Below are 24,497 nucleotides of genomic sequence, written 5' to 3' on the forward strand. Positions count from 1 at the left end.
ACGGCTCGATCCACTTCGGATCATCCGCTGAGATCACCCCACCCATGCCCAGCCAACGCACCAACCGCCCCACCGGTTACGGGACAACCTCTAGCCAAGGCGCCTCCCGGCGACATGCATCCAGTAGCCCGCCCACGGTCACGGCCTTGGCGGACGACCGCCCGGTTGACGGCGTAGCCAACAGCTGCTGAAGGAGGTACCCGACCGACGCCCATCTGTGCCGGGTTCCGGGACTGGCGCCCGCTGCCGTGAGCAGGGCCTGCATGCTCGCCATGTCCATACCTGCGAGTCGTCGATCCAACCTTTGAGGAGGGGTCCGTCCCGGCGTCTTCCGTCCCTTGCCCACCTTGCCCCCCGTTCTCCGAGTACGCCAGGATAGAAAACGGGTGTCCGAAAACCCACTCCATATCGCCGTTGCAGGATCACTGGGCGTCGAGTCTTCATGCACGTACAGCGGCACGGGCCGACAACTGGCCGAGCAGTTCCGTCTCCAGGCCGTGGCCGGTCCTGCACCACCCACAAGTACGTTGCCCGCCGCTTCGTCGGCCACGGCAAGGTTGTTGCACACCGTTGATGTCTCGAGGCCCCCGCCGGGTTCACCCGTTCGCGGATCGTCAGGGCGCGCTGGGGACCTGATCGGGAGCCCTCGTCGCGGTGTGGCCACTTCTGCCCAAGCAGGGTGTTTGACGGTGGAGAATGCTGCCGACATGAGTGATCTAACTGCCGCGCACCGCGGGTACGAGTACCAGGACTTGATGGAGGCAGGCCGCGTCGTTGACCTGCTGCTCGGTGGGATCGCCAGAGTCCACGTCGACGAGAAGCTGGTGACGGACGACCGCTTCGACGACCTCACAGTGATCAACGCGGACGGATCCCGTGAGCGGACGCAGTTCAAGCACTCGGACGAGGAAGACCCCCTCGGCTACACCACGTTCACGACCGACGACCGCGGACTGAGGCTGGACCGCCTTGTGGCGGCTGCCGTCGCCGACCGGGATGGACCGGGTGCGGGCGCCACCGCCCACCGGCTGCGCATCGTGATGCGCAATGCACCTCCGGGCGACGACGCACTCAACACGGTGATGGTGCCCGCCCGCTCCTCCGAGGCGCCGTTCCTGCCGGGGATGAACACCACACTCCTGCGGTTCGACGCGGAGGCCCTCTGGCGAGGGTTCGACCTGCCCGCGCGGGGCCGACGCAAGGCGGGTAACGTCTTCGGGTTTCTGACCAGCGGTGACAAGGCCGTGTCCAAACAGGACCTGGAATGGCTGTGCGAGAACCTGGTGGTGGAAGTCGGCGCACCGGCCATGACGACGGACCTCCTGCAGCCGGGGCTGGCCGAACAGCTTCTTCTCCAACGGGTACGCGGCGAGCTCGGCGCGGGGATCTACCCCAACGAGGGACGCTCACCGGTGGACGTCGCCGAGGCGCTGATCCGCACGGTTCGCTCCGCCCGGCAGCGCGGTGTCGAGGTGACACCCCGCGAGCTACTGCGCCAGGCCCAGTTGCGCAGCGACCTCGGCGCCGTCGTGCGCGCAAACCCTGTCGACCGCGCCCTGGAAGTGGCCAGGCCCGCCACGGTCGGCGTCCTGGCAGAGGCGGCCGGGACAGCGGCAGCCAACGGAGGAGTTCTGCTAGTCACGGGCCCACCGGGACAGGGCAAGTCTTGGGCGTGCCAGCAGCTGGTCGACCAACTTACCGGCGATGGATGGCTGGTTGCCGAGCACTACTGCTACCTCGGCGATGCCGACGGCGATCAGCTGACCCGGGTGGTCACCGAAACGGTCTTCGGCAGCCTGCTGGGCCGGCTGGCCGAGGCGGAACCCGTCCTCGTCCAGGAGCAGCGCCCGCGTTTCGCCGCCGATGCGCAAGCGCTGACCACGGCGGTAGACACCGCTCTGCGCAAGGACCCCACCCGGCGCGTGGCGCTCGTCGTAGACGGACTGGATCACGTCACCCGCGTACAAGGAGGAAGGACCCGGAGAGCCGATCCGTCCATGGCCCTCGCCGCGGTCCTCGGCTCGCTGCCCCTTCCGCCCGGCAGCGTCCTCATCGTCCTCAGCCAGCCCGGAAACCACCTCGTCCCCCTCCAGGACGCCGAGGCGGCTTCCGTCGCCGTGCCTCCACTGACCGCGCACGAGTGCCGCGCCGTCGCGGAGCGGCTCGGACTCGTCCCTACGGCGGACGACGAGCGCGCCGAAGCCCTCCTGACCGACGACCGCGACGTGACCCACTTCCTGGACGCGCTGCAGGAACGCTCGGGCGGCAACGCCCTGTACGCGACGTACCTCTGCCGCGAGGTTGCCCTCCGGCCGGAGACGATCACGAAGGCCGCGGCGGTGGTGCGGGCGCTCCCGGCTTACCAGGGCTCGTTGGAGGGCTACTACGCCCACCTCTACGACACCCTCGGCGCAGAAGCCGATGTCGTCGCGGACATCATCGCCCTGCTCGGCATGTCCGTCACCCGCGAGGAACTCGGGCAGATCATCCCGGATCGGGCGCACAGGATCGATGGCGCGCTGAAGGTGCTGGCCCCGGTGCTGTCCGGAACGGCCGGGCCCAGCGAAATCCGCGTCTACCACGAGTCATTCGCCCGCTACCTGCGCTTGGGCTACGACAACGATCCCGCAGCCCTGGAATCGACGCTGGCGCTGATCTCCACCTGGCTGACCGGGAAGGGACTGTTCAACGACCCGCGGGCCTTCCGCCGCCTCCTGCAGATACTCGCCGAAGCGGGGCGCGACACAGAGGTGCTCGAACACATCGGGCGGGACTTCGTCACCCGAGCCGTCGCCACCGCCCACCCGGCCTCGGCGATCAGGGACAACCTGGCCACCGGCCTGCGATGCGCCGCCAGGACGGCGAACTGGCCGGTCGTCGCTCGCTGCGTCGAACTCGCCAGGGCCGCACAGACGTACGAGTTCGAGCGCTTCGACTCGGACCTGGTGGAATTCGCCGACGTGCCGATCGCCTTGATGGGGGCTCAGACGCTAGCGGACCGACTCCTGCACGACGGGCGGACTGTCATGCCTGCCCGGGCAGGTCTGCAGATGTGCGCCGTCCTCGACGCGGCAGGCGCCGTAGCACCCTGGCACGCGTATATGGCGGCACACGACCACGAGGCCGAATCGGATAACACCTCCTACGGGGCGGAGTCCGACCGAGCCGTCGAACTTGCGTACCTGCGTGGCCGACTGCGTCTGTCGGCGACCGATCAGGGGGCAGGTGAGGAGCCGCGCGAGGACGGGCCCGACCGGCCGGTGCCGCTGGACCGCATCGCCGAGTGGCTCAAGGAACGGGGTGATCAGGCAGCGGCCGACGCCGTCGTGAAGACGCTCCTCGACACCGTCGGAATCGAGGCCGTCACCGACCTGGTGCCGCGCCTTGCCGCGGGCGGGCCGGTATGCCTCGTACTCGCCGAGCAGATCGCCGCAGGCGCGGTGGTTGGGGAGGCGGGCAGCGCCGCAGACTGGGCGCAGAAGGCTGCCGAACTGGGATACCTGTCGGGAACGGCGCACCGGCTGCTCGCGCTGGGGGTCGCCGCCGCCGATCTCGCTGAAGGCCTTGCGACAGACGCGACTTCGAATGCCCGCGACGCCCTTTTCGCCCTCACCCGTGACGTACAAAACGAACAGGTCCGGTGGAGCCCCGCGACTGTGGCTAGGTGGCTTGACGCCCTGGCGATCACCGCACAGACCGACCCCATCGCTCTGGACGCGATGCCGGTTCTCGTCCAGGGGCCCGGCTGGTATCCCTGCTGGCTGCGGTTCGCGATCGCCCTCGCACGTGCCGAAGCCGCCGCAGCGCCCACCCGGTCAAGCCTTGTCATTGAAGCCCTCGAGCTTTTGACCGCAGACCTCAGCCGCTTCACCGGCAAACCGCGCGCCTGCGACCTCTACCCGATCCATCCGCTCATCGAAGAGTCGGTACGCCGGGCGGCCGCCCTCGTGTCTGACCAGGATTGGCCGCAGGCGTGGAAGACTCTCATCCACGTCAGCCGGGAAATCAGCGTCAGCCTGCGCGGCGAGATGGGCGGACCGCTGCCAGCCGACACGCTCCTGACGATCGCCGTCGAGCACACCACGCCCGCACGGCAGGCCGGCGTCGACCCAGCCGTCCGCAACGAGTTCCTCCAGCAGGCCGGCGGACGCTTCTACAGCGACCTCGCCCGCTACCTCCTCATCCACGCGCGCCTCTCCCTCACCGCCGATGACCTCGCCGAGGCCGAGGAACGCTGGCTGGCGGCCTGCCACTTCCTGGTGGCCTACGGCTGGCGCAAGGACATCACCGTGTACGAAGTCCTGGATCCGAGCCTGCCCTGGTCACCGCGGACCCGGCCCGAGGGCGGGCGCGGGTGGCGCGCATCCAGCCCCTATGCGAACGCCTTGTCCATCACACCGACGGCAAGGAGACCAACGCCGCCCGCCCGCGGTGGTGGAACGTTCTGGCCGAGGCAGACCCCTCGGCCCTCGCCGATCTCGCAGCCACCGGCCTGCTCAGCGACTGCAACGGCCCGAACACCATCCTCAACGGCGCCCGAGAAGACCTCTGGCGCGCGTGGAACGACACCGCCGACCCGGTCGTGGCAACCGCCCTGCGCATCACCCTGGACACCCCGCTCCTCCAAGCCGACGCCGCACTTCTGGACCGGCTCGCCCGGGCAGTCGGCCCCTCCGCGCCCGACGGCGTTCCACAACTGCTGCGCATCGCACTGAGCAGGGCTGACGAGCGGCAAGCGAACCGCGATTCCTCCAGCGACCAGACCAGGCCGGCCGACGCACAATTGGTCGCGGAACTCAATGCCGTCGCCGAACGCATCGGCGCCCCGCAGCTCACCCCCCTGCCCGAACCGCCGGCCACCGACGAGTTCCGGAGCCGCCACAGCGCACCCAGCCCCGCGCAGCCAGCCACGGCCCGGACCTCCCCTGCCGCCCCAGCGCCCGCGCCCTCAGAACCGGTCGGTCTGATCCGGGTACTGCGCGCATGGCACCTGAGCCCATACGAGGCCGACACACCACAACACACCCTCGAACAGGTGACAAACCTCGTCGGCGACGGCCTGCTCAACCTCGCCACCCGAGGACAGTCTGACGAGGCCGCACAAGTCCTGCGTGCCATCGCCGGCCCCTTCGACTTCCGGGACGGTCCCCTCCTGCTGCGCCGACTAGCGGACAAGCTCCGCCAGACGGCCATAACGCGCTCGCCGCCGAAGCCTACGCACTGACCTGGGTACGCACCCGCGGACAAGGCGGATGGCTGAACTTCGGAGGCGAGACAGCCCTCGACGCCCTTCGTGCGGCCGCGCAACTCGATCGCACCCTCACCCACCGTGTCATCACCGAAGAGGCCGAAGCAGTGGTGGCCGCCGGCCGGTACGGGACACACGGCATCACCCAGGCACTGATCTTCGCCTTCGCCCACCAAGCGCTCGCCCTGCCCCCGAACGACTCTCTCGACCTGGCCTTCGCCCTCTGGGACGAAGCCGCAACGGTCATCGAGATCAGAGCACCTCGAGTCCACGACAGCGACGACCCTCAACACCCCTACCGCGCCCCCGACAACGACAACGGCACCCCCGCACCCGGCGATCTCGACCAAGCACTCGCCACCGCGGCACTGGCGGGAGTCGCACACGCGGACCGAGAAGGCAAACGCCGAGCGATGGTCGCGACGCGGTCCCTGGTCACACTACGCCCCGAAGCCACGGCACCCGCCATGGCACTTGCGCTGGAGCATCTCTCCGATCCGACGACCCTGATGTGGTTGCTGTGTCTCCTCCAGGAAGAGGGGCCAGCGGCCCAACCCGTCGTGGACCACTGCCAGGACGCACTCGAGGCACTGGCCCGAGGGCCCCTGCTCACCGTTCGCGCCCTCGCCCGCCGACTGATCACGGATGTGGCTGGCGTGCCCATGGGACCCTCGGACCCGACCGCGCTGAAGCCGCCGAGCCGCCTGTGGACCTTCGCCGCACGGGGAGAAAGCCCGAGAGACCGCGTGCTGGCGGGGATGGTGGCAGAGGTGGCCGGCTCGCGGCTGAACGAAGCCGAGCAACTGCAGCCCGGACTGATCCGAGCGGTCCTCGCCGAGGTCCGCCGCGCAGTCGACACCGAGCGCACCATCGAGAGGAACAAGGCCCAACTCCGCGCCAACCGAAGTGTCGACGAGGGCGAGCTGCCAGACGCCTATCTCGCCATCGAAGAGACCATCGAAGAGGCGATCCAGACGGTGGCAGCGGGCAGCCGCGCGCAGAGGCTCTCGCAGGGCCTAGCGAGCGATCCGGTCGTCTGGGAGGACCAGCTGGCCCGCGCACTGACAGACGACCCCCGCATCCCGCTGGCCTTCGAGGAGGCACGCTGGCCGCGCCCCAACCTGCGGCTGCCACCCGGCCCAGACGACCCGTCCGACCAGGACACCCCGGCGGCCGAAACAACCGCCGAGACCATCTCCACACGGCCACTGACGCAAGCCGCTGCCGGCAGGGGACAGATCCTCCCGGGGTGGCGCATCCTCGCTTCCGTGGAGGAGCGCAAGTTCCTGTCACCGCGCACACGGACGACCGGCCTGACCGTCGTGAGCTTTTCGGGCCCGGAAGTGACGGAGAACGGGAACCGGGAACGCAGCACACTCCCCTTCTCACAGGGAGACCTCGAGGAGTGGACCCGGCCGCCGGGGCAACACTCCGCCGCTGACGTCCCACCAGGGAGCCCGCTCCTCGGCCTCGACCGCGCCATGACCGCCGCCGCAGACGCGGCCCAAGGCCTGGGACTTCCCGGCTTCGCACTGACCCCCACCCCGTGGCTCCGCACCGCACTCCGCTTGAGGCCCGGAGCCCCGCTGACACTGGAGGACGACCGAGGTCCGGCCCTGCGACTCATCTGCTGGCGCACCGAGTACGAGCGGAGCGCCTACCGCCTGCCTGGCCACGGACGAGCGGCTGCGCCGTCGTGATCCGCCCAGATCTGCTGGACATCCTGTCCGAGGGGACATCCGCGCCGATCGTCACCAGAGATGTCGTCATGCGACTGGAAGCGGACTGAAGAAGAGCAGACGGGACACCGATGGCGCCGACGTCGTCCCATGAGTCCGGAAGAGTCCAGCGTCCGGGCAGCCGACCATCTGCTCTGTCCAGTCCCGCTCGCCCCCAATCGCTCGCCCTGCAGCCGCAGCATGACCCGAACCGGCGCCGCCAGAGCAAGATCCGGACCATTTCCGGACCAGCCCCCGACCGAAGGCTGCGCCAACTACCGTTTTGCCAAGTCAGCGCGGATTCAGCTCCTGTACCGCCAGCAGACGAAGAACCTGCTGGTACCGCTCAGCCGCTTCTGCGGCTTTCTAGTCAGCATCAGGTCAGCAAACGTCCTGCCACAGCCGCCCACAGACAGCCACACCGTGGAATCGTCCGCCACCCGAAACCACTCCCCGACACCCGCTTTGCCGCGCTCCCGCCAGCGATCCAAGAGCGGGAAGCAGGGCTCGACCGGCTCCCGCTCGTCAACCGCGTGACTTCAGGCATTCCTACAGGTCAACGCACCCTCCCCCGCGGTTTCAACGGCACCGGCGGCAGTTCCGGTGCGGGCAGCGGATCCCCGTCGTACCCCTTCACCTCCCCGAATCGCGAGCCCTCCATCCAGTCCCGCCGCGCCTCCACGATCTCCTCCTGGGACCGTCCGATCCAGTTCCAGAACATGATCAGCTCCTCCTCGAACGGCTCACCCCCGAGCAGCATCAGGCCGGCGTCCGACTCGGCGCGCAGCGGGAGTTCGGTGCGGCCGCAGCCGAGGTAGAGCATCGAGCCGGGCAGCAGCGGTACGCCGTCCACATGGGCCTCGCCGGACATGGACAGGACGGCGTACTCGAAGTCCGGCTCCAGCGGGAGGCGTACGTCCGTGCCGCGGGCCAGGGTCAGGTCGGCGCCGACGATCGGGGTGTAGGTCGTGCCGGGTGAGCTCGCGCCGTCGAGGTCGCCGAGGATCAGCGTGGCGCGCAGGCCCGGTGCCGTGACGACGGGCAGGTCGGCGTGGTGTTCGAAGTGCGGGTCGGTGTGGCGGTGGCCGTCCGGGAGGGCCACCCAGAGCTGGGCGCCGTGCAGGAGACGGGCGTGCGACCTGGGGCTCTCCTCGGAGTGGCTGATCGCCCGGCCGGAGGTCATCAGGCCCAGCTCGCGCGGGTGGATCGTCTGGAGGCTGCCCGTCGAGTCCCGGTGCAGCACCTCCCCCTCGTGCAGCCAGCTCACCGTCTGCAGACCCATGTGCGGGTGCGGCGGCACCTGCATGCCGGGCTCGTCGGCGATGTCGTCGGGGCCGTAGTGATCGACGAAGCACCAGGCGCCGACCATGCGTCGACCCAGGTTGGGCAGCAGTCGACGGACCTCGGTGGACTCGCCGAGCTTGACGTGACGAGGGCTGAGAAGTTCGCGTACGGGCTCCGCCACGACGAAACCACGGCCGCCGCAGATGGCGGGCACCGCCTCGCGATCAAGATTGCTCATGTCGCCCAAAGTAGCCCTGCCGGGGCCGCCGCGTCAGTCCGTCACCCGGCGCTGTCTCGATGCGGTTCAGAAAGTAGTAGCCATGGCTATAGTAGCCATGTACGGTATCGAGCATGAGCAAGGGTTCCGAGAAGGCCTCGCCCGGTTTCCTGGTGTGGCGTCTGTCGACGAAGTGGCGGGTCGCGGTCGACCGGGCCGTGACCCCGCTTGGACTCACCCATGCGCAGTACGCGCTGGTGGCCTCGCTGTACGGCATGCAGCGCCGCGGGGAGCGCCCCAGCCAGCGGCGCCTGGCCGACCACACCGGACTCGAACCGCTCTACGTCTCCAAACTGGCGCGATCCCTGGAAGCCGCCGGCCTCCTCGAACGCACCCGGGACCCCCGCGACCCACGCGCCGTGCAGTTGGCGCTCACCGAGCAGGGCCGTGAGCGGACCCGGCAGGCGATCAAGGTCGTCCAAGGGCTCCTCCAGCAGTTGCTGGCGCCGCTGGGCGGTCTGGACAGCGCCCGCACGCGGGAGTTCACGCGTGATCTGGCGATCCTGCTCGACGCACCCCTTGACCCGTTCGCCCTCGACAGCGAGTCCGACAAGGAGCAGTCATGACCACCACCACTCCCCTGGTCGACCCCCGAGTCATAGCGCTGGCCCACTACGCGAGCCGCGCACTGCTGGAACGTGTACTGGCCCGCCACGGCGCGACGTTCCAGCAGTCCGTCACCCTGCGCCTTGTCGCCGTCGCCGACGGACCGGTCGAGCGGGACCGCCTCGTCGGCGGTGTCGTCGGCGCACTGAAGATCGACGCCTCGGAGGTCCACTCCGTGGTCGACGAGCTGATCGCCGCGGAACTGCTGGCCCCTCACGAGCCGTCCCAGGTGCGGATCACGGACGCCGGACGGGAGCTGTACGACAGGACGTCCGCCGAGACCGCCCCCATCACCGCCCGGATCTACGCCGATATCCCGACGGAGGATCTGACCGCCGCCGGTCGTGTGCTGACCCTCATCACCGAGCGGGCCGACGCCGAGCTCGCCGCCCTCGCCCTCCTCTCCCCTCTCGACGAGTAGCGGGATCGACGAGTAGTGGAATATCGAACCACCTTGCTCCGTTGACGGCCCCGAAGGAGGGCCACGAGTGGACACGACGTACTACGACCACGGAACACCGGCCGAGCGCTGGGAGCGCGCGCAGCTGTTCTTCGGCGCCAAGGACTACACCGCCGCCGCGCGCGTCCTCGGCAGGCTGGTCGAGGAGGTGCCGCAGCAGACCGGACCGCGGCTGCTGCTGGCGCGCGCCTACTACCACTCGGCCCAACTGCGGAGCGCCGAGGGCGAGTTGCGCGTCATCATCGAGCGCGACCCGGTCGAGCAGTACGCCCGGCTGATGCTGGGCCGCACCCTGCAGCGGCAGGGACGGGACACGGAGGCGGAGCCGCACCTGCGCCTCGCCTCGGCGCTGGCGGGCGACTTCGAGGAGCTCTGAGCAGGTGCTCTGGGCAGGGGCTCTGGGCAAGGAGCTCCGAGCAAGGCGAAGGGCCCGGTTCCCCCGGAACCGGGCCCAAAGTCACGCCTCCGCTACTTCACTTCCGCTGCTTCACTTCCGCTCTTCACTTCCGCGGGCGTCCGCTTCCCCCGCCGATGGGCGATCTCGCCCAGAACGACGTCCACGACGATGAACGCGGCCAGCGAGATGCCGAGGAGCGGCACGAAGTAGCCGACCACGACGACCACCGCCACCAGCGGGACCAGGATCTGCGGAGGCACCTGCTGCCAGGCGCCGCGCGGTATGGGCCTGCCGAAGGCGGAGCCGCGGCCGCGCTGCCACCACATGCGGTAGCCCCACACGATCAGCACGATCAGCGAGAGCGCGAGCAGCATCAGGACGATCTGGTTGGCCAGGCCGAAGAGGACTCCGGTGTGCAGGTCGATGCCCCAGCGGGTCAGCTTGGCGAGCACCGGGTAGTCGGCGAACCGCACCAGGTCGGTGACCTCGCCGGTCGCCGGGTCGATCGCGGCGGCGTCCTGTTTCGACGGCCAGCTGCGCTGCACCTGCTTCACCACGTACGCGGACGAGTCGTCGGCGGGCGGCACGATCTCCACCGGGTCGCCCAGGCCCTCGGCGCGCGCGGCGGCCAGGACCTTGTCGAGGCCGACGCCGTGTTCACCGCTCCCGCCGCTGCCGGCGGCGGCCCCGTGACCGCCGTGGTCGCCGCCCGCCGAGGCCGAGACGGACGGGGTGGCCTGCCCGAGGGAGGTGCGCAGCTCGTCGATGTTGGCGCCTGCGTACGTCGACCAGGTCAGGCCGGTCGCCGAGAGGAAGAAGAACCCGATCGCGGCCCAGACGCCGACGGTGCCGTGCAGGCCGAGCGTACGGCGGCGCCCGCTGGTGCCGCGCACCTTGCGCAGGGCGCGGCGGCGGGTGAACCACAAGGCCAGGCCGCCGGCCGCGATCACCCACAGCCAGCTCGCCGCCAACTCGCTGTAGAGGCGGCCGTTGTCGCCGAGGTGCAGGTCGCGGTGGAACTCGTCGATCCAGGTGCGCAGGGGCAGCGCACCGGTCGAGCCGTACTGATCGAGGGCGCCGCGCACCTCGGCGGTGTACGGGTCGACGAACACGGCGAGCGTGTGGGTGTCGTCGATGCCCTTGACGCCGGAGAGCATGACCCTGGTGGACGCGTCGTCCTCCGGGGAGGGCCGTATCGCCGAGACGGTGCCCTCGGGGTGGGCCTTGCGTGCTGCGGCGACCTGCTGGGATATGGGCAGCTTCTCGTCACCGACGGGGACGGTCATCTCGTGGGCGTACAGGAGCTTCTCGGCCTGGAACGCTCCGGCGTACAGGAAGCCGGTGGCCGCGGCGACGAGCAGGAACGGCGCGACGAGCACTCCGGCGTAGAAGTGCAGACGCAGGATCAGCGGGCGCAGCGGCGCCCATCTGCGGGACGGCGCCGCCGGGGCGTCGGACTGCGACGCCTCCTCCGTGGCGGTCGAGGGAGCGATGGACATCGGCGGCATCTCCGGGGCGTGAGACGGGGAGTGGGGACGTATCTCTGTCTGCTTGTAGCGGTCCAGTAGTCGGACGAAAGGTCCGTCGAGTTCCAGACCTGTTAAGTGGCGTACGTCACACAGGAGTCGGCGTGCCTCACGGGCGCCGTGGCATGCTGGCGCGATGGCACCTCCGAGCGATCGCGCACCCCTGGCCGAACTGGTCGAGCAACTCCTCGCCACCGAAGGCCCGTTGACCATCGTGGCGGCCGGCGACCCGGTGTTGCGGCGCCCCACCGAGCGCTTCGACGGCCAACTGCACCCCGCCCTGCTGGCCCGCTTCATCCAGGCCCTCCGGATCACCATGCACGCGGCGCCGGGCGTGGGCCTCGCGGCGCCGCAGGTCGGTGTGCCGCTGCGGATCGCGGTGATCGAGGACCCGGCGCCGGTGCCGGAGGAGGTGCGGCTGACGCGCGGGCGGGTGCCGCAGCCGTTCCGGGTGCTGGTGAACCCGTCGTACGAGCCCGTGGGCAGCGCCCGTGCCGCGTTCTTCGAGGGCTGTCTGAGCGTCCCGGGGTATCAGGCGGTGGTGGCGCGGCCCGCCGAGGTCCGGCTGACCTGCGAGGACGAGCAAGGGCACGCGGTCGACGAGGTGTTCGCGGGGTGGCCCGCCCGTATCGTGCAGCACGAGACGGACCACCTCGACGGCATGCTCTACCTGGACCGGGCCGAGCTGCGCTCGCTCTCCTCGAACCAGGCGATGGCCGAGTACTGGGCCCAGCCGTCCCCGGGCGAGGCGGCGAGCGCCCTCGGCTTCCAACTGCCGGACTGAGTACGCCAGTTGGGGCCGAAGTACGCCAGTTGGGGCCGTCGTACGTCAGTTGTCCCGGTACGACTCCAGCAGCCGCAGCCACACCTCACTGATCGTCGGATACGACGGGACCGCGTGCCAGAGCCGGCTGATCGGCACCTGGCCGGCGACCGCGATCGTCGCCGAGTGGATGAGTTCGCCGACGCCGGGGCCGACGAAGGTGACGCCGAGGAGGATCTCGCGCTCCAGGTCGACGACCATGCGGGCGCGGCCCCGGTAGTCGTCGCCGTACAGGGACGCACCCGCGACCGAGGCGAGGTCGTAGTCGACGGCGCGGACGCGGCGGCCGGCCTGTTCCGCCTCCGCCAGGGAGAGGCCCACGGCGGCGGCCTCGGGGTCGGTGAAGACGACCTGGGGGACGGCGGCGTGGTCGGCGGTGGCGGCGTGGGCGCTCCACGGGTCCGAGTCGAGCACGGAGACGCCGGAGGCACGGGCGGCGATGGCCGCGCCCGCGATACGGGCCTGGTACTTGCCCTGGTGGGTGAGGAGGGCTCGGTGGTTGACGTCGCCGACCGCGTACAGCCACTCGTTTCCGGTGACGCGCAGGCTGTCGTCGACCTGCAGCCAGGAGCCGGGCTCCAGGCCGACCGTGTCCAGGCCGATGTCGTCGGTGCGCGGGGCACGACCGGTCGCGAAGAGGATCTCGTCGGCCTCGATGCGGTCGCCGGTGTCGGTGACGGCCACGATGGTGCCGTTCTCCCTGGTCACGGAGGTGACCGAGGTGCCCGTGCGGACGTCGACGCCCGCCTCGGTGAGCGCCTCGGCGACCATTTCGCCGGCGAAGGGCTCCATACGGTTCAGCAGGCCCTTGCCGCGCACGAGGAGCGTGACCCGTGAGCCGAGGGCGTGCCATGCGGTGGCCATCTCGGTGGCGACCACTCCCCCGCCGATCACGATGAGTCGGCCCGGCACGGTCTGCGCGCTGGTGGCCTCGCGGCTGGTCCAGGGCTTGATCTCGGCGAGTCCGGGAAGGTCCGGGAGGACGGCCCGGCTGCCGGTGCAGACGGCCACGGCGTGCCGGGCGGTCAGGACGCGCCGTACGCCGTCCGAGTCGGCCACCTCCACCGTTCGGGGCCCGGCGAGGCGGCCGTGGCCGCGATAGAAGTCGGCGCCGATGCCGGACAGCCACTGGATCTGACCGTCGTCGTTCCAGTTCGAGGTGAATCCGTTGCGCCGGTCGAGGACAGCGGCCGCGTCCAGGGGTCCCTGCACGGCCTGGGCGAGGCCCGGCAGGCGGCGGGCGTCGGCCTGGGCGAGGCCGGGACGCAACAGGGCCTTGCTGGGCATGCACGCCCAGTACGAGCACTCGCCGCCGACCAGTTCGCTCTCCACGACCGCGGTGGACAGGCCGGCCGCACGGGTGCGGTCGGCCACGTTCTCCCCCACTGGCCCGGCCCCGAGGACCACGACGTCGTACTCGATGGAATCCGTTTCCGTCATGAGGTCAGTCTTACGGGTGGTGTGCGGCGTGGCCACACGGGTACGCGCGCGGAAATACGACGGAATACACAGCCGCACGGCCATGTTGTCGCCGACGGCTTCGCCCCGACACGAGGAAGAGGGATTACGCCATGAGCAGCACCGTGGAGCTCACCAAGGAGAACTTCGACCAGACGGTCACGGACAACGAGTTCGTACTGATCGACTTCTGGGCGTCCTGGTGCGGGCCGTGCCGTCAGTTCGCCCCGGTCTACGAGAAGGCCGCCGAGGACAACCCCGACCTCGTGTTCGGCAAGGTCGACACCGAGGCGCAGCCGGAGCTGGCCGCCGCCTTCGGTATCCAGTCGATCCCCACGCTGATGATCGTCCGTGACCGCGTCGCCGTGTTCGCGCAGCCCGGGGCCCTGCCCGAGGCCGCCCTGACGGACGTCATTGGGCAGGCCCGCAAGCTCGACATGGACGAGGTCCGCAAGTCCGTGGCCGCCCAGCAGGAGCAGGCCGAGCAGAACGGCCAGTAGGAAGCCGCGTCAGCGGAAGCCGTCTTGGAACGGGTACGCCGCTTAGCGGGTACGCCGCTTAGAACGGGTACGCCGCCACGTCCCCGCGTACCGTCGTCCAGCGCACGTCGGTGAACGCCTCCAGGTTGGCCTCGCCGCCGAACCGGGCGCCGGTGCCGGAGGCGGCGATACCGCCGAAGGGCGCGACCGCCTCGTCGTTCACGGTCTGGTCGTTGATGTGCACGATGCCGGTCGGGATGCGCTCGGCCAGGTCGAGGCCGCGGGCGGCGTCCCGGGTGACGATGCCCAGGGAGAGGCCGTAGGAGCTCGCGGCGGCGAGGGCGGCGGCCTCGTCGGCGGTGGCGAAGGGGCGTACGGGCGCGACCGGGCCGAAGACCTCCTCGGCGTACGCGGGCGTCTGCTCGTCGACCCCGGCGAGCACGGTCGGCCGGTAGAAGAGCTCCTCGTGGGTGCCGCCCGCCGCGAGCTTGGCGCCCCGGGACGTGCTGGCCTCCACCAGCCCGTGCACCTTGCCCAGCTGGCCGGCGTCGATGAGCGGGCCGAGGTGGACCTGGGCGCGGTGCGGGTCGCCGACCGCGAGGGAGTCGGCCTTGGCGGCGAGTCGCTCGACGTACTCCCCGTACAGGGACTGGTGGACGATGTGGCGGCCGGTCGTCATGCAGATCTGGCCCTGATGGAAGAAGGAACCCCAGGCGGCCGTGGAGATCACCGCGTCGAGGTCGGCGTCCTCCAGCACGATCAGGGCGGAGTTGCCGCCCAACTCCAGGTGCGCGCGCTTGAGATGCCGCCCGGCGGCCTCGCCGACGGCCCGGCCCGCGGCCGTGGATCCGGTGAAGGAGATCACGGGCACGCGCGGGTCGGCGACCAGTGCCTGGCCGACCTCGGGGCCGCCCGGCAGCACATGCAGCAGCCCCTCGGGGAGACCGGCCTCGGCGAAGATCGCCGCGAGGGACAGTCCACCGCAGACCGCCGTGCGCGGGTCCGGCTTCAGCACGACGGCGTTGCCGAGGGCGAGGGCCGGGGCGACCGAGCGGATGGAGAGGATCAGCGGGGCGTTGAACGGGGCGATCACGCCGACCACGCCGACGGGGACCCGGCGGGTGTACGACAGCCGGGGCGCCTCGCTGGGCAGGACCTGCCCGGCCGGACGGGAGGCGAGAGCCGCGGCCTCGTAGCACTCCTGGGCGGCGACGTGCAGCTCGAACTCGGCCTTGCCGGGGATCGAGCCCGACTCGCGGACGATCCACTCGCGCAGTTCCTCGGTGTGCGCGGCGAACAGGTCACCGGCCTTGCGCAGCACAGCGGCGCGCACGAAGTGCGGGACGCGCGCCCACTCGGACTGGGCGGCGCGGCCGGCCTCCGCGGCCGTGGCGACGTCCTCGGCGGAGGCCAGGGTGACGGTGCCGAGCGTGTCGCCGGTGGCGGGCTCGGTGACGGCGTACTCCTCTCCCGACAGGGAGCTGGACTGCCAGGCCTTGGGGTCGAGCAACGGCATTGCGACTCTCCGTTCCATCACCGGCGGGACTCACACGGGGAGCGGAAGTCCCGAGTAGTTCGCCGCCAGTTCGGCGGCCGCGTGACGGGATGCGGCGATCCGGCGCAGACGGGTGAGCTGCAGCCGGTCGTCGAACACATCCCCATTTGGTTGAGCGTGCAACATCCTAGTCATGTCGTCCGAGAAACGGGTGGCCTGCCACACACGTTGCAGACACAACTCCGAGTATCTGTCGAGAAGTCGTGTGTCACCTGTGCGGTAGAGCGCGGTGAGCGCACGGGCCAGGACCCGTACGTCCGACACCGCGAGGTTGAGGCCCTTGGCGCCGGTCGGCGGGACGATGTGGGCGGCGTCCCCGGCGAGCAGCAGCCTGCCGTGCCGCATCGGCTCGTGGACGTAACTGCGCATCGTCGTCACGGACTTGGCGGAGATGGGCCCGCGGTTCAGGGTCCAGTCGGCGTCGATGGCGAAGCGGGCGGCGAGTTCGTCCCAGATACGGTCGTCGGGCCAGCCGTCGGGGTCGGTGTCGTTGGGGACCTGGAGGTACAGCCGGGACACGGCCGCGGAGCGCATGCTGTGCAGGGCGAACCCGCGTTCACCGCGTGCGTAGATCAACTCGTCGCAGGACGGCGGCACTTCGGCCAGGACGCCGAGCCAGGAGTACGGATACTCGTGCGCGTACGACCGGCCGAGCCCGGCCGGGAAGGCGTCGCGGGAGATGCCGTGGAAGCCGTCGCAGCCGGCGACCCAGTCACAGGTCAGGGCCTGCTCGCGGCCCTCGTGCAGAAACCGTACGACGGGTGCCTCGCCCTCCGGTTTCTCGACGGCGAGCGCCTCGGCCTCGAACAACAGCGGTGGCCCGTCGGCGAGTTGGAGGGCCACGAGGTCCTTCACGATCTCGGTCTGGGCGTAGATCGTGACGGTACGGCCGCCGGTGAGGGCCGGGAAGTCGATGTGGTGGCGTTCCCGGTCGAAGCGCAGCTCGATGCCCTGGTGCACCAGCCCCTCGGCCTGCAGCCGCTCGGCGGCGCCGGCCTCCTGCAGCGCGTGGACCGTGCCCTGCTCCAGCATCCCGGCCCGCTGGCGCTGCTCGACGTACTCCCGCGTCCGGCTCTCCAGCACCACGCAGTCGATGCCCGCGCGGTGCAGCAGGCGCGCGAGGAGCAGCCCGGCGGGCCCGCCGCCGATGATGCCGACCCTCGTGCGCATCCCACGCCTCCCTGGCCTCGGCGGTCCGTCGTACGTCGGCCGGACTCGCGGTGCCTCAGCTGGACTCGCGGTGCACCACCGACGCTCCCAGCACCTTGTGCGTCTCGGGCGCGGCGCCGGGGTTGCGCACCGCGCGGTCGACCAGTTCCGCGAGGTCCGGGCCGGACGGCAGCTCTATGTGGACGGTGCTCAGCCTAGGCCGCAGCAGCCGTCCGAGCATCAGGTCGTCGGCGCCGATGACGGCGGTGTCGGCGGGGATGCGGACGCCCTCGTCCTGCAGGGCGCGCATCAGCAGCATCGCGTACTCGTCGTTGTAGGCGAACACCGCGTCGAGGCCGAGGTCGCGCCAGCGGGCGGCGAGCCGAGCGGCGGACTCCTCTGAGTAGGCGAGGGGCAGCTCGGTCAGAGTGGCGTCCGTGCCGTGCAGGGCGCGGCGCACGCCTTCGAGGCGGGGCGCCGAGAAGGACCGCAGGCCGTCCTCCTCGGGGACCACGACGCCGATACGGCGCCGACCGCGGTCGTACAGGTGGCTGCCCGCGCAGTGCCCCACGGCCTGGTAGTCCATCAGCACGGCGTGGGCACCCTCGACGGACTCGGGGCCGAGCGAGACGACGGCCCGGGCGCCCGAGCGCTTGAGCACCGTCACGCCCTTCGGACACAGGCCGGAGCCCGGCACCAGGACGGCGACCGGACGCAGCTCGGCCCAGGCCCGGGCGGCCTCGTCGCCGTGCAGGCCCACACTGCCGTGCTGCACGACGGTGTAGTCGAGCCGTCCTAGCGCCATCTGGAGATCGCTGAGGAACCGGCTGTAGAGCGAGCCGGCGGAGAAGCTCGGTGCGGGCATCAGGACCATACGGCTGTGCCCGGCACGCAGGCTGCGGGCGGCAGCGTGCGGGACGTACCCGAGTTCCTTCGCCGCCTCGTGGACACGGCGGCGGGTGGGCTCGCTGATCCGGACGGCACTGGTGTTGTTGAGGACGTAGGAGACGGTCGCGCGCGAGACGCCGGCCAGGCGGGCCACATCGGCGCTCGTGGGTACCGAGCGCGGTGCGGGGGAAGCGGGCGCGGGCGTTTTCGGTATCTGCACCATGACGTACGGCATCCTTGCAGAACCTGTGAGTGAGGCTCAGGTTAGGGTCCTCACCCGTTCACGCCCCGGTGCGCGTCACCCGCTCGACCAGGTCGGTCCAGCCCTTCTCCAGCCGCTCCAGGGGCATACCGCACTGCCTGGTCAGGTGGTGGATCAGCGCGGGGTCGAGATACGCCATGAGCGTCTGGCCGAGGAGATCACAGTCGGCGTCCGGAAGGGTCTGCCGCAGCAGGACCGTGACGTGGGTGTGCAGCGCGCGGTACGAGGGGTGGGCGAAGCGGCGGGTCGGCTCCGGCTGGGCGGCCAGTTGCAGGTCCAGCTGCTCGGCCGAGCGGTACAGCACCGCCACACCGAAGGCCCGCAGCCGCTCGGCCGGCGGCGCCCCGGGGCCCAGCGGCGGCGGCCCGCCGAGGAAGTCGGCCTGCAGCTTCTTCGCGGAGTGGTCCAGCAGCGCCGACAGCAGACCGGTGCGGTCGCCGAAGCGGCGGAAGACCGTGCCCTTGCCCACGCCGGCCGCCGCGGCCACCGCTTCCATCGTGACTCCGGCCGCGCCGTGCTCCGCGATCAGCCGGGCAGCGGCCTCCAGCAGCCGGGCCCGGTTGCGGGCCGCGTCGGCACGCAGGCAGGGCTCGTCGGGGGCGGAGCCGACCTCCAGCAACTGGGGCGCGTCGAGGGGCTCCTGGGACTCCGGGAAGGGTGGCAGGACGGCGGACATGAAGCCAGCGTAAAGCATCGGGAATGAAACTGGACCCCGGTCCGGTTAAGGTGCTAGAAACGTAAGCGGACCTCGGTCCGGATCGTAACGACAGTGTTTCAGCATCCTTGGAGTTCGCATGTCTGTTCGCATCCTCGCGCTCGTCGGCAGCCTTCGTGCCGGTTCGCACAACCGTCAGCTGGCCGAGGCGGCCGTCAAGCTCGCTCCCGAGGGCGCCGAGGTCGTGCTCTTCGAGGGCCTGGCCGAGATCCCGTTCTACAACGAGGACATCGACGTCGAGGGCAGCGTCCCGGCCACCGCCGCCAAGCTGCGTGAGGCCGCGCTGGCCTCCGACGCGTTCCTGTTCTTCTCGCCCGAGTACAACGGCACCATCCCGGCCGTGCTGAAGAACGCCATCGACTGGCTGTCCCGCCCGTATGGCGCCGGCGCCTTCGGTGGCAAGCCGGTCGCCGTGGTCGGCACCGCCTTCGGCCAGTACGGCGGCGTGTGGGCGCAGGACGAGACCCGCAAGGCCGTGGGCATCGCCGGCGGCAAGGTGCTGGAGGACGTCAAGCTGTCCATCCCCGGCTCGGTGACCCGCTTCGCCGAGACCCACCCGGTCGACGACGCCGAGGTCGCCGCGCAGCTGACCGAGGTCATCGCGCGCGTCCACGGCAACGCCGGTGAGCCGGTCGCGGCCTGATCTCACGGCCGGACCCCCGCAGAGGCTGGAGCCCAGGGCTCCAGCCTCTTGTCGTATCTCCAGCCTCTTGTCGCGTCTCCAGCCACTTGCCCTGTCAGGCCACCGCCGTGGGCGCCAACTCCCGCAGCTCCTCCAGCGCCGCCGCCACCGCCGGGCGTTCCCGGCAGCCCCGGCGCGTGCAGGTGAGCAGCTTGCGGTGCGGGTCGCCCGTGCAGCGGACGCGGGCGATCGGCAGGTGCGGGGTCAGCTGGGCCAGCCGCGGGATCAGGGCGACGCCGAGGCGGTGGGCGACCAGGTGGGCGGTGACGTTCCAGTCCAGGGCGTGGTGGATCACGCTCGGGGTGAACCCGGCCGCCCCGCACGCCGACATCACATGCGTCCGACAGGGACTGTCCGGCACCGGCGCGATCCAGTCCTCGTGCGCCGCCTCCGCGAGGCCCACACGCTCGCGCCCGGCGAGCGGATGGTCGGCGGGGACGACGAGGTCGTACGGGTCGTCCAGCAGCGGCTGCTGGTCGAAACGGGCGTCGCTCAGCGGCGGGTTGTGCGGGGTGACCTCCACCACGGCCAGGTCGACCTCCCCCTCGAAGAGCAGGTCGAAGCTCTCCGGGACGCCGCATTCCTGGATCCGTACGGTCAGCCGAGGATGCCGCTCCCGCAGCCGTACGGCCATCGGGGCCAGCAGCACCGACACGGCCATGGGGAAACCGCATACCCGCAGTTGCCCGGCGGGCGCGCTGTACTCGGCGCGCAGTTCGAGTTCGGCCTCCTCCCAGCGGGCCGTGATCGCGTCGGCGTGCGCCAGGAGGCTCTCGGCGGCGGCGGTGAGGCGCACCCCGCGGCCCTGCGGCTCCAGCAGGTCGACGTCCAGCTCGCGGGCCAGTTGGCGGATCTGCTGGGAGGCGGCGGACGGGGTGAAGTGCAGGGCGCGGGCGGCCGCGGTGACCGTCCCGTAGTGCGCCACGGCCCTCAGGACGTGCAGTCGGCGCAGATCAATCATGAAGTCCACGCTTCAAGGTGACGTCCATAAAGTCAACCTGGACGTGTAAGAAGAGGCGCCGCACCCTGGACTGTGTCGCGACGGTCAACCAGTCACGAGGTACGAGGAGTCGCCATGACCAGCACGACCGGCACCGCCTGCCCGCACTGCGGGTGGCCCGACGGCGCCGAGCCCTTCCAGGAGCTCTCCCGACACGGCACCGCGGCCGGACAGACGGTGTGGACGCGATGCGGGTGCGGCTCGCTGCAGATGCGGGTGGTCGACGGCCGCGGGGCGCGGGTCGTCTCCCGCAGCCGTCCCGCCGAGGCTCAGTCGAGTTCGGCCAGCCGCTGAACGGCCGGAGCGACGAAGCTCTCCATCCAGTCGGCGGTCTCGCCCAGGCGCGGGGAGAGGATCACGGTGTCGATCCCGAGCTTGGTGTAGCCCGTGATGTCCCGGACGAACGCGTCGAGGTCGCCCTCGGTGGCCGGGTCTCCGCCGTAGGCGACGGTCTTGCGGATCGAGTCGTAGTCGCGGCCCTCGGTGTCGCAGTGGCCGCGCAACACGTCCAGCTTGTGCCGGACCTCCTCCGGTGAGGTGGTGAACAGGTTGCAGGCGTCGCCGTACCGGGCCACGAGCCTGAGCGTCTTCTTCTCCCCGCCCCCGCCGATCATGATCTCGGGGTGCGGGGCGCTGAGGGGCGTCGGCACACAGAGAGTCTCGGCCAGCCGGTAGTGCTTGCCCTCGAACGGGCCGTCGGTCTGCGGGTCCCACATCTGGAGGCAGATCCGCAGGGTCTCCTCCAGCCGCTCGAAGCGCTCGGCGACCGGCGGGAACGGCACGCCGAGCCCCTCGTGCTCGCGGCCGTACCAGGCCGCGCCGATGCCGAGGGTGGCCCGGCCGGCGGACAGCACGTCGAGCGTGGTGGCGATCTTGGCGAGCAGACCGGGGTGGCGGTAGGTCACGCCGGTCACCAGGGCGCCGAGGCGGACCGTGGAGGTGTGGGCGGCGAGGAAGCCGAGGGTCGTGTAGGCCTCGAGCATGGGGTCCTCGGCCCGGTCGTTGAACTCCATCTGGAAGTAGTGGTCCATCACCGACAGCCAGCTCACCCCGGCCGCCTCGGCGGCGGCGCCCGCGGCGGCGAGTTCGGCACCGAGCGCGGGACCTCCCCCGGAATGGTCGAACCGGTTGATGTGCACACCGACCCGCATGGCCTGTCTCCGTTCACCCGGACCGTTCACCGACCCCGACGACGCTAGTTCTTCGAGCGCCCTCGAAGTCAAGCCCGCCCGGCCAGTCGGTCACCGAGCGCCGCGAGCGGCCTGATCGGCACGGCCACGGTCATCACCCCGCTCGCCGGTCCGCTGGCGGCGGGCCTGGTGCCGCCGAGCGCCGGGGAGTCGTCGGCGGCACCCTGCTCAGCGGCGCCCTCGGCGACTGGCTGGGCTGGCGTGCGCCGTACGTCCTCGCCGCCGCGCTCTCCCTCACGGGCGCCGCCCTTCTCCGAGCGCCGCGGGGCCGGACGGAGTCAACCTCGTGTGCTTCCTGGTGGTCGGCGTGTCGGCCAGGGTGCTGGCGTTCGGCGGGCTGCGCGGTGCGCCGGGGCTGACCGCGCTTATCGTCGGCAAGCTGTGCGCCCGCGCCTACGGCCGCTTCGGATCGACCGGCGTGTGCGCGTTGGTCGCCGCGCTCACGGCCGTGGCGCTCACTCGGCATCTGTTTCCACGCGCGAGGCCTCTGCCTGCTCATTCTCCCGTTCCTGCGCCTGCGCCTGCTCCTGCTTCTTCGAAGCGCGCAGGCTGGTCACCGTCGTCACCGCCAGAACGAGCACGATGAAGCCGAGCGAGAAGGGGATGCTGATCTCGGGGACGTGGACCCCGGACTCGTGCAGCGCGTGCAGGACGAGCTTGACGCCGATGAAGCCGAGGATGATCGACAGGCCGTAGCTGAGGTGGACCAGCTTCTTCAGCAGACCGCCGATGAGGAAGTACAGCTGCCTGAGGCCCATCAGCGCGAAGGCGTTGGCGGTGAAGACGATGTACGGGTCCTGGGTCAGGCCGTAGATGGCGGGGATGGAGTCGAGGGCGAACAGGACGTCGGTGGAGCCGATCGCCAGCATCACGACCAGCATCGGGGTCATGATCCGCTTGCCGTTCTCGGTGATGAACAGCTTGGTGCCGTGGTAGCGGTCGGCCACGCCGAAACGCTTCTCCGCCATCTTCAGCAGCTTGTTCTCCTGGTACTCCTCCTCGTGCTCCTCCTTGCGGGCGTCCTGGATCAGCTTCCAGGCGGTCCACATCAGGAAGGCGCCGAAGAGGTAGAACACCCAGGAGAACGTGGAGATGATCGCCGCGCCGGCCGCGATGAATCCGGCGCGCAGCACCAGGGCCATGATCACGCCGACCATCAGGACGCGCTGCTGGTACTGCGAGGGCACCGCGAACTTGCCCATGATGAGGACGAAGACGAAGAGGTTGTCGACGCTGAGCGACTTCTCGGTGATGTACCCGGCGAAGAACTCGCCCGTGGGCTGCCCACCGCCGTAGAAGAACAGGCCGAGGCCGAACAGACAGGCCAGCACTATCCAGACGATCGTCCAGGTTCCCGCTTCCCGGATGGAAACGTCGTGGGGTTTGCGCCCGATGAAGAAGTCCACGGCGACGAGCGCGCACAGGGCCACAATGGTCAGCAGCCAGACGGAGAGGGAGACGTTCACGGGGGTATTACTCCTGGTGCAGGTGGGGGACTTGACAGCGTTGTCGCAATTCAGCGATTCCTTCCACCTACGGCTGGTGAACAACGAGTCATGTCCTGGCAATCTCCCGGACCCGAGGGAGCCACCCGCCGGACGGCGGGCAGGTTCCGCCGAACGGCGGCCCTTCGGTCGGGGGCGGCTGCGCTGATCATGGCCGCAGCGCTGCAGCGCTGAAGAGCCGCTGCGCCGCAGAGCCGCTGGGCACGCGTGCCCCCGTATGACGTGCCCCCGTGTGAGGAGAAGCCATGACCCAGACCCCGCCCCCGTTCGATCCCGAGCTCGCCGCCGCCCTGGAGCTCATCAAGGACGTGATCTCGCCGAGCCTGACGATGGACGAGATCGCCGACGTCCGCCAGGGTGCGGGGATCCAGCTGCTGGCCGAGCTGGACCTGACCATGGACGGCTTCTTCGAGGTCGAGGACCGGGCGGTGCCGGGCCCCGGGGGCGCGCCCGAGATCTCCGTGCTGATCTGCCGGCCGGCCGCCCCTGCAGCGGCGGGACCACGGCCCGTGATCTACCACGTCCACGGCGGCGGCATGGTCATCGGCAACAACCGGGTCGGTGTGGACGTGGCGCTGTCCTGGGCGAAGGAGGTGGACGCGGTCGTGGTGTCGGTGGAGTACCGCCTGGCGCCCGAGGACCGTTACCCGGCCCAGATCGAGGACGTGTACGCCGGTCTGGAGTGGACCGCGAAGCACGCGGCCGAGCTCGGCGGCGACCCGAGGCGGATCGTCGTCGCCGGGGCCAGTGCGGGCGGCGGGCTGTCCGCGGCGCTGGCCCTGCTCACCCGGGACCGCGGGGGCCCCGAGCTGATCGGCCAGCTCCTGATGTGCCCGATGCTGGACGACCGCAACGACACCCCGTCCGCCCACCAGATGGCGGGATTCGGCATCTGGGACCGTACGGCCAACGAGACCGGCTGGACGGCGCTGCTCGGCGAGCGCCGCGGCGGCCCCGACGTCCCCGCGTACGCGGCACCGGCCCGCGCCGAGGACCTGTCCGGCCTGCCCCCGGCCTTCCTCGACGTCGGCTCCGCGGAGACCTTCCGCGACGAGGTCGTCGCATACGCCTCCCGGATCTGGCAGTCGGGCGGGGCGGCCGAGCTGCACGTATGGCCCGGAGGCTTCCACGGCTTCGACGGCTTCGCCCCGCAGGCGGCACTGTCGCAGGCTTGCCGGACGGAGCAACTGGCTTGGTTGAAGAGGCTGTTGGGGAGCTGAGGGGCAGCGGGGCCGGGCATGGAGGTGTGGTGAGGTGGGCGGGGGTCTTTGGGAG

General features: G+C 70.6%; 21 protein-coding genes. 11 read left to right on the forward strand and 10 right to left on the reverse strand.

The window, feature by feature from the left end:
- The first annotated feature begins 689 nt into the window (after positions 1 to 689).
- The 3 genes from ACIA8X_RS38435 to ACIA8X_RS38445 all read left to right on the forward strand — a co-directional run bounded on the left by ACIA8X_RS38435 (position 690) and on the right by ACIA8X_RS38445 (position 6,948).
- On the forward strand, positions 690 to 4,715 hold the full coding sequence (locus ACIA8X_RS38435) for an AAA family ATPase (protein WP_399460250.1): 4,026 nt from the start codon (positions 690 to 692) through the stop codon (positions 4,713 to 4,715).
- A 320-nt stretch (positions 4,716 to 5,035) separates the two neighbouring features.
- A complete protein-coding gene (locus ACIA8X_RS38440; protein WP_393459732.1) occupies positions 5,036 to 5,224 on the forward strand; it encodes a hypothetical protein in 189 nt (62 codons plus the stop codon).
- A gap of 134 nt (positions 5,225 to 5,358) precedes the next feature.
- Positions 5,359 to 6,948, forward strand: coding sequence for a hypothetical protein (locus ACIA8X_RS38445; protein WP_399460251.1), 1,590 nt, complete (start codon positions 5,359 to 5,361; stop codon positions 6,946 to 6,948).
- A gap of 574 nt (positions 6,949 to 7,522) precedes the next feature.
- Here ACIA8X_RS38445 and ACIA8X_RS38450 read toward each other — a convergent pair.
- Positions 7,523 to 8,488 (reverse strand): pirin family protein, encoded by a 966-nt coding sequence (locus tag ACIA8X_RS38450; RefSeq protein WP_393459738.1) that lies wholly within the window; start codon positions 8,486 to 8,488, stop codon positions 7,523 to 7,525.
- 113 nt (positions 8,489 to 8,601) lie between these two features.
- Here ACIA8X_RS38450 and ACIA8X_RS38455 point away from each other — a divergent pair, with 113 nt between their 5' ends.
- The 3 genes from ACIA8X_RS38455 to ACIA8X_RS38465 all read left to right on the forward strand — a co-directional run bounded on the left by ACIA8X_RS38455 (position 8,602) and on the right by ACIA8X_RS38465 (position 9,969).
- The gene (locus ACIA8X_RS38455) at positions 8,602 to 9,093 is read left to right on the forward strand and encodes a MarR family winged helix-turn-helix transcriptional regulator (RefSeq protein WP_393459741.1); all 492 of its coding nucleotides are present in this window, start codon (positions 8,602 to 8,604) and stop codon (positions 9,091 to 9,093) included.
- Positions 9,090 to 9,554, forward strand: a complete 465-nt coding sequence (locus ACIA8X_RS38460) for a MarR family transcriptional regulator (RefSeq protein ID WP_393459744.1) — start codon at positions 9,090 to 9,092, stop codon at positions 9,552 to 9,554. The genes ACIA8X_RS38455 and ACIA8X_RS38460 overlap by 4 nt, the downstream gene beginning before the upstream one ends.
- 67 nt (positions 9,555 to 9,621) lie before the next feature.
- Complete coding sequence (locus tag ACIA8X_RS38465) at positions 9,622 to 9,969, forward strand: tetratricopeptide repeat protein (RefSeq protein WP_393459746.1); 348 nt, start codon at positions 9,622 to 9,624, stop codon at positions 9,967 to 9,969.
- Positions 9,970 to 10,061: 92 nt separating this feature from the next.
- Here the strand turns inward: ACIA8X_RS38465 and ACIA8X_RS38470 are convergent, their stop codons facing one another.
- Positions 10,062 to 11,489, reverse strand: coding sequence for a PepSY-associated TM helix domain-containing protein (locus tag ACIA8X_RS38470; RefSeq protein WP_393459749.1), 1,428 nt, complete (start codon positions 11,487 to 11,489; stop codon positions 10,062 to 10,064).
- Positions 11,490 to 11,652: 163 nt separating this feature from the next.
- Here ACIA8X_RS38470 and ACIA8X_RS38475 point away from each other — a divergent pair, with 163 nt between their 5' ends.
- Positions 11,653 to 12,300, forward strand: coding sequence for a peptide deformylase (locus ACIA8X_RS38475; protein WP_393459752.1), 648 nt, complete (start codon positions 11,653 to 11,655; stop codon positions 12,298 to 12,300).
- Positions 12,301 to 12,345: 45 nt separating this feature from the next.
- Here ACIA8X_RS38475 and ACIA8X_RS38480 read toward each other — a convergent pair whose 3' ends face one another.
- On the reverse strand, positions 12,346 to 13,779 hold the full coding sequence (locus tag ACIA8X_RS38480) for a dihydrolipoyl dehydrogenase family protein (protein ID WP_393459755.1): 1,434 nt from the start codon (positions 13,777 to 13,779) through the stop codon (positions 12,346 to 12,348).
- Positions 13,780 to 13,910: 131 nt separating this feature from the next.
- On the opposite strand from ACIA8X_RS38480, the gene trxA reads away from it, so the two are divergent.
- Positions 13,911 to 14,297, forward strand: coding sequence for a thioredoxin (gene trxA / locus ACIA8X_RS38485; protein ID WP_393459758.1), 387 nt, complete (start codon positions 13,911 to 13,913; stop codon positions 14,295 to 14,297).
- A gap of 58 nt (positions 14,298 to 14,355) precedes the next feature.
- Here trxA and ACIA8X_RS38490 read toward each other — a convergent pair whose 3' ends face one another.
- From ACIA8X_RS38490 to ACIA8X_RS38505, 4 genes are read right to left on the reverse strand one after another with little or no spacing between them, the layout of a single operon-like run.
- Entirely contained in the window at positions 14,356 to 15,792 is a 1,437-nt protein-coding gene (locus ACIA8X_RS38490; protein ID WP_393459761.1) for an aldehyde dehydrogenase family protein, read from the reverse strand.
- A 30-nt stretch (positions 15,793 to 15,822) separates the two neighbouring features.
- Entirely contained in the window at positions 15,823 to 17,001 is a 1,179-nt protein-coding gene (locus tag ACIA8X_RS38495) for a 4-hydroxybenzoate 3-monooxygenase (protein ID WP_393459764.1), read from the reverse strand.
- Positions 17,002 to 17,056: 55 nt separating this feature from the next.
- On the reverse strand, positions 17,057 to 18,103 hold the full coding sequence (locus tag ACIA8X_RS38500) for a LacI family DNA-binding transcriptional regulator (RefSeq protein WP_393459767.1): 1,047 nt from the start codon (positions 18,101 to 18,103) through the stop codon (positions 17,057 to 17,059).
- 46 nt (positions 18,104 to 18,149) lie between these two features.
- Positions 18,150 to 18,824, reverse strand: a complete 675-nt coding sequence (locus tag ACIA8X_RS38505; RefSeq protein ID WP_393459770.1) for a TetR/AcrR family transcriptional regulator — start codon at positions 18,822 to 18,824, stop codon at positions 18,150 to 18,152.
- Positions 18,825 to 18,924: 100 nt separating this feature from the next.
- On the opposite strand from ACIA8X_RS38505, the gene ACIA8X_RS38510 reads away from it, so the two are divergent.
- The gene (locus ACIA8X_RS38510) at positions 18,925 to 19,488 is read left to right on the forward strand and encodes an NADPH-dependent FMN reductase (RefSeq protein WP_393459773.1); all 564 of its coding nucleotides are present in this window, start codon (positions 18,925 to 18,927) and stop codon (positions 19,486 to 19,488) included.
- 94 nt (positions 19,489 to 19,582) lie between these two features.
- Here the strand turns inward: ACIA8X_RS38510 and ACIA8X_RS38515 are convergent, their stop codons facing one another.
- Positions 19,583 to 20,488 carry a LysR family transcriptional regulator gene (locus tag ACIA8X_RS38515; RefSeq protein ID WP_393460130.1) on the reverse strand — a complete coding sequence of 302 codons (906 nt, stop codon included), beginning with the start codon at positions 20,486 to 20,488 and terminating at the stop codon, positions 19,583 to 19,585.
- 114 nt (positions 20,489 to 20,602) lie between these two features.
- On the opposite strand from ACIA8X_RS38515, the gene ACIA8X_RS38520 reads away from it, so the two are divergent.
- Positions 20,603 to 20,821, forward strand: coding sequence for a hypothetical protein (locus ACIA8X_RS38520; RefSeq protein ID WP_393459776.1), 219 nt, complete (start codon positions 20,603 to 20,605; stop codon positions 20,819 to 20,821).
- On the opposite strand, the gene ACIA8X_RS38525 is transcribed toward ACIA8X_RS38520, so the two are convergent.
- Positions 20,797 to 21,678 carry an LLM class F420-dependent oxidoreductase gene (locus ACIA8X_RS38525; protein ID WP_393459779.1) on the reverse strand — a complete coding sequence of 294 codons (882 nt, stop codon included), beginning with the start codon at positions 21,676 to 21,678 and terminating at the stop codon, positions 20,797 to 20,799. The two genes, ACIA8X_RS38520 and ACIA8X_RS38525, sit on opposite strands and share 25 nt — an antisense overlap.
- Before the next feature lie 494 nt (positions 21,679 to 22,172).
- On the reverse strand, positions 22,173 to 23,183 hold the full coding sequence (locus tag ACIA8X_RS38530; protein ID WP_393459782.1) for a TerC family protein: 1,011 nt from the start codon (positions 23,181 to 23,183) through the stop codon (positions 22,173 to 22,175).
- Positions 23,184 to 23,467: 284 nt separating this feature from the next.
- On the opposite strand from ACIA8X_RS38530, the gene ACIA8X_RS38535 reads away from it, so the two are divergent.
- Positions 23,468 to 24,442, forward strand: coding sequence for an alpha/beta hydrolase (locus tag ACIA8X_RS38535; protein WP_393459783.1), 975 nt, complete (start codon positions 23,468 to 23,470; stop codon positions 24,440 to 24,442).
- Positions 24,443 to 24,497 lie beyond the last annotated feature (55 nt).

This window comes from Streptomyces sp. NPDC051738 (assembly GCF_044453205.1).
Taxonomy (GTDB): domain Bacteria; phylum Actinomycetota; class Actinomycetes; order Streptomycetales; family Streptomycetaceae; genus Streptomyces.

Excerpts from the sequence above, each read along its gene's own strand:
- ACIA8X_RS38450 (WP_393459738.1), bottom strand. The coding sequence starts at position 8,488 with ATGAGCAATCTTGATCGCGAGGCGGTGCCCGCCATCTGCGGCGGCCGT.
- ACIA8X_RS38455 (WP_393459741.1), top strand. The coding sequence starts at position 8,602 with ATGAGCAAGGGTTCCGAGAAGGCCTCGCCCGGTTTCCTGGTGTGGCGT.
- ACIA8X_RS38460 (WP_393459744.1), top strand. The coding sequence starts at position 9,090 with ATGACCACCACCACTCCCCTGGTCGACCCCCGAGTCATAGCGCTGGCC.
- ACIA8X_RS38470 (WP_393459749.1), bottom strand. The coding sequence starts at position 11,489 with ATGTCCATCGCTCCCTCGACCGCCACGGAGGAGGCGTCGCAGTCCGAC.
- ACIA8X_RS38475 (WP_393459752.1), top strand. The coding sequence starts at position 11,653 with ATGGCACCTCCGAGCGATCGCGCACCCCTGGCCGAACTGGTCGAGCAA.
- ACIA8X_RS38480 (WP_393459755.1), bottom strand. The coding sequence starts at position 13,779 with ATGACGGAAACGGATTCCATCGAGTACGACGTCGTGGTCCTCGGGGCC.
- trxA (WP_393459758.1), top strand. The coding sequence starts at position 13,911 with ATGAGCAGCACCGTGGAGCTCACCAAGGAGAACTTCGACCAGACGGTC.
- ACIA8X_RS38490 (WP_393459761.1), bottom strand. The coding sequence starts at position 15,792 with ATGCCGTTGCTCGACCCCAAGGCCTGGCAGTCCAGCTCCCTGTCGGGA.
- ACIA8X_RS38495 (WP_393459764.1), bottom strand. The coding sequence starts at position 17,001 with ATGCGCACGAGGGTCGGCATCATCGGCGGCGGGCCCGCCGGGCTGCTC.
- ACIA8X_RS38500 (WP_393459767.1), bottom strand. The coding sequence starts at position 18,103 with ATGCCGTACGTCATGGTGCAGATACCGAAAACGCCCGCGCCCGCTTCC.
- ACIA8X_RS38505 (WP_393459770.1), bottom strand. The coding sequence starts at position 18,824 with ATGCTTTACGCTGGCTTCATGTCCGCCGTCCTGCCACCCTTCCCGGAG.
- ACIA8X_RS38510 (WP_393459773.1), top strand. The coding sequence starts at position 18,925 with ATGTCTGTTCGCATCCTCGCGCTCGTCGGCAGCCTTCGTGCCGGTTCG.
- ACIA8X_RS38515 (WP_393460130.1), bottom strand. The coding sequence starts at position 20,488 with ATGATTGATCTGCGCCGACTGCACGTCCTGAGGGCCGTGGCGCACTAC.
- ACIA8X_RS38520 (WP_393459776.1), top strand. The coding sequence starts at position 20,603 with ATGACCAGCACGACCGGCACCGCCTGCCCGCACTGCGGGTGGCCCGAC.
- ACIA8X_RS38525 (WP_393459779.1), bottom strand. The coding sequence starts at position 21,678 with ATGCGGGTCGGTGTGCACATCAACCGGTTCGACCATTCCGGGGGAGGT.
- ACIA8X_RS38535 (WP_393459783.1), top strand. The coding sequence starts at position 23,468 with ATGACCCAGACCCCGCCCCCGTTCGATCCCGAGCTCGCCGCCGCCCTG.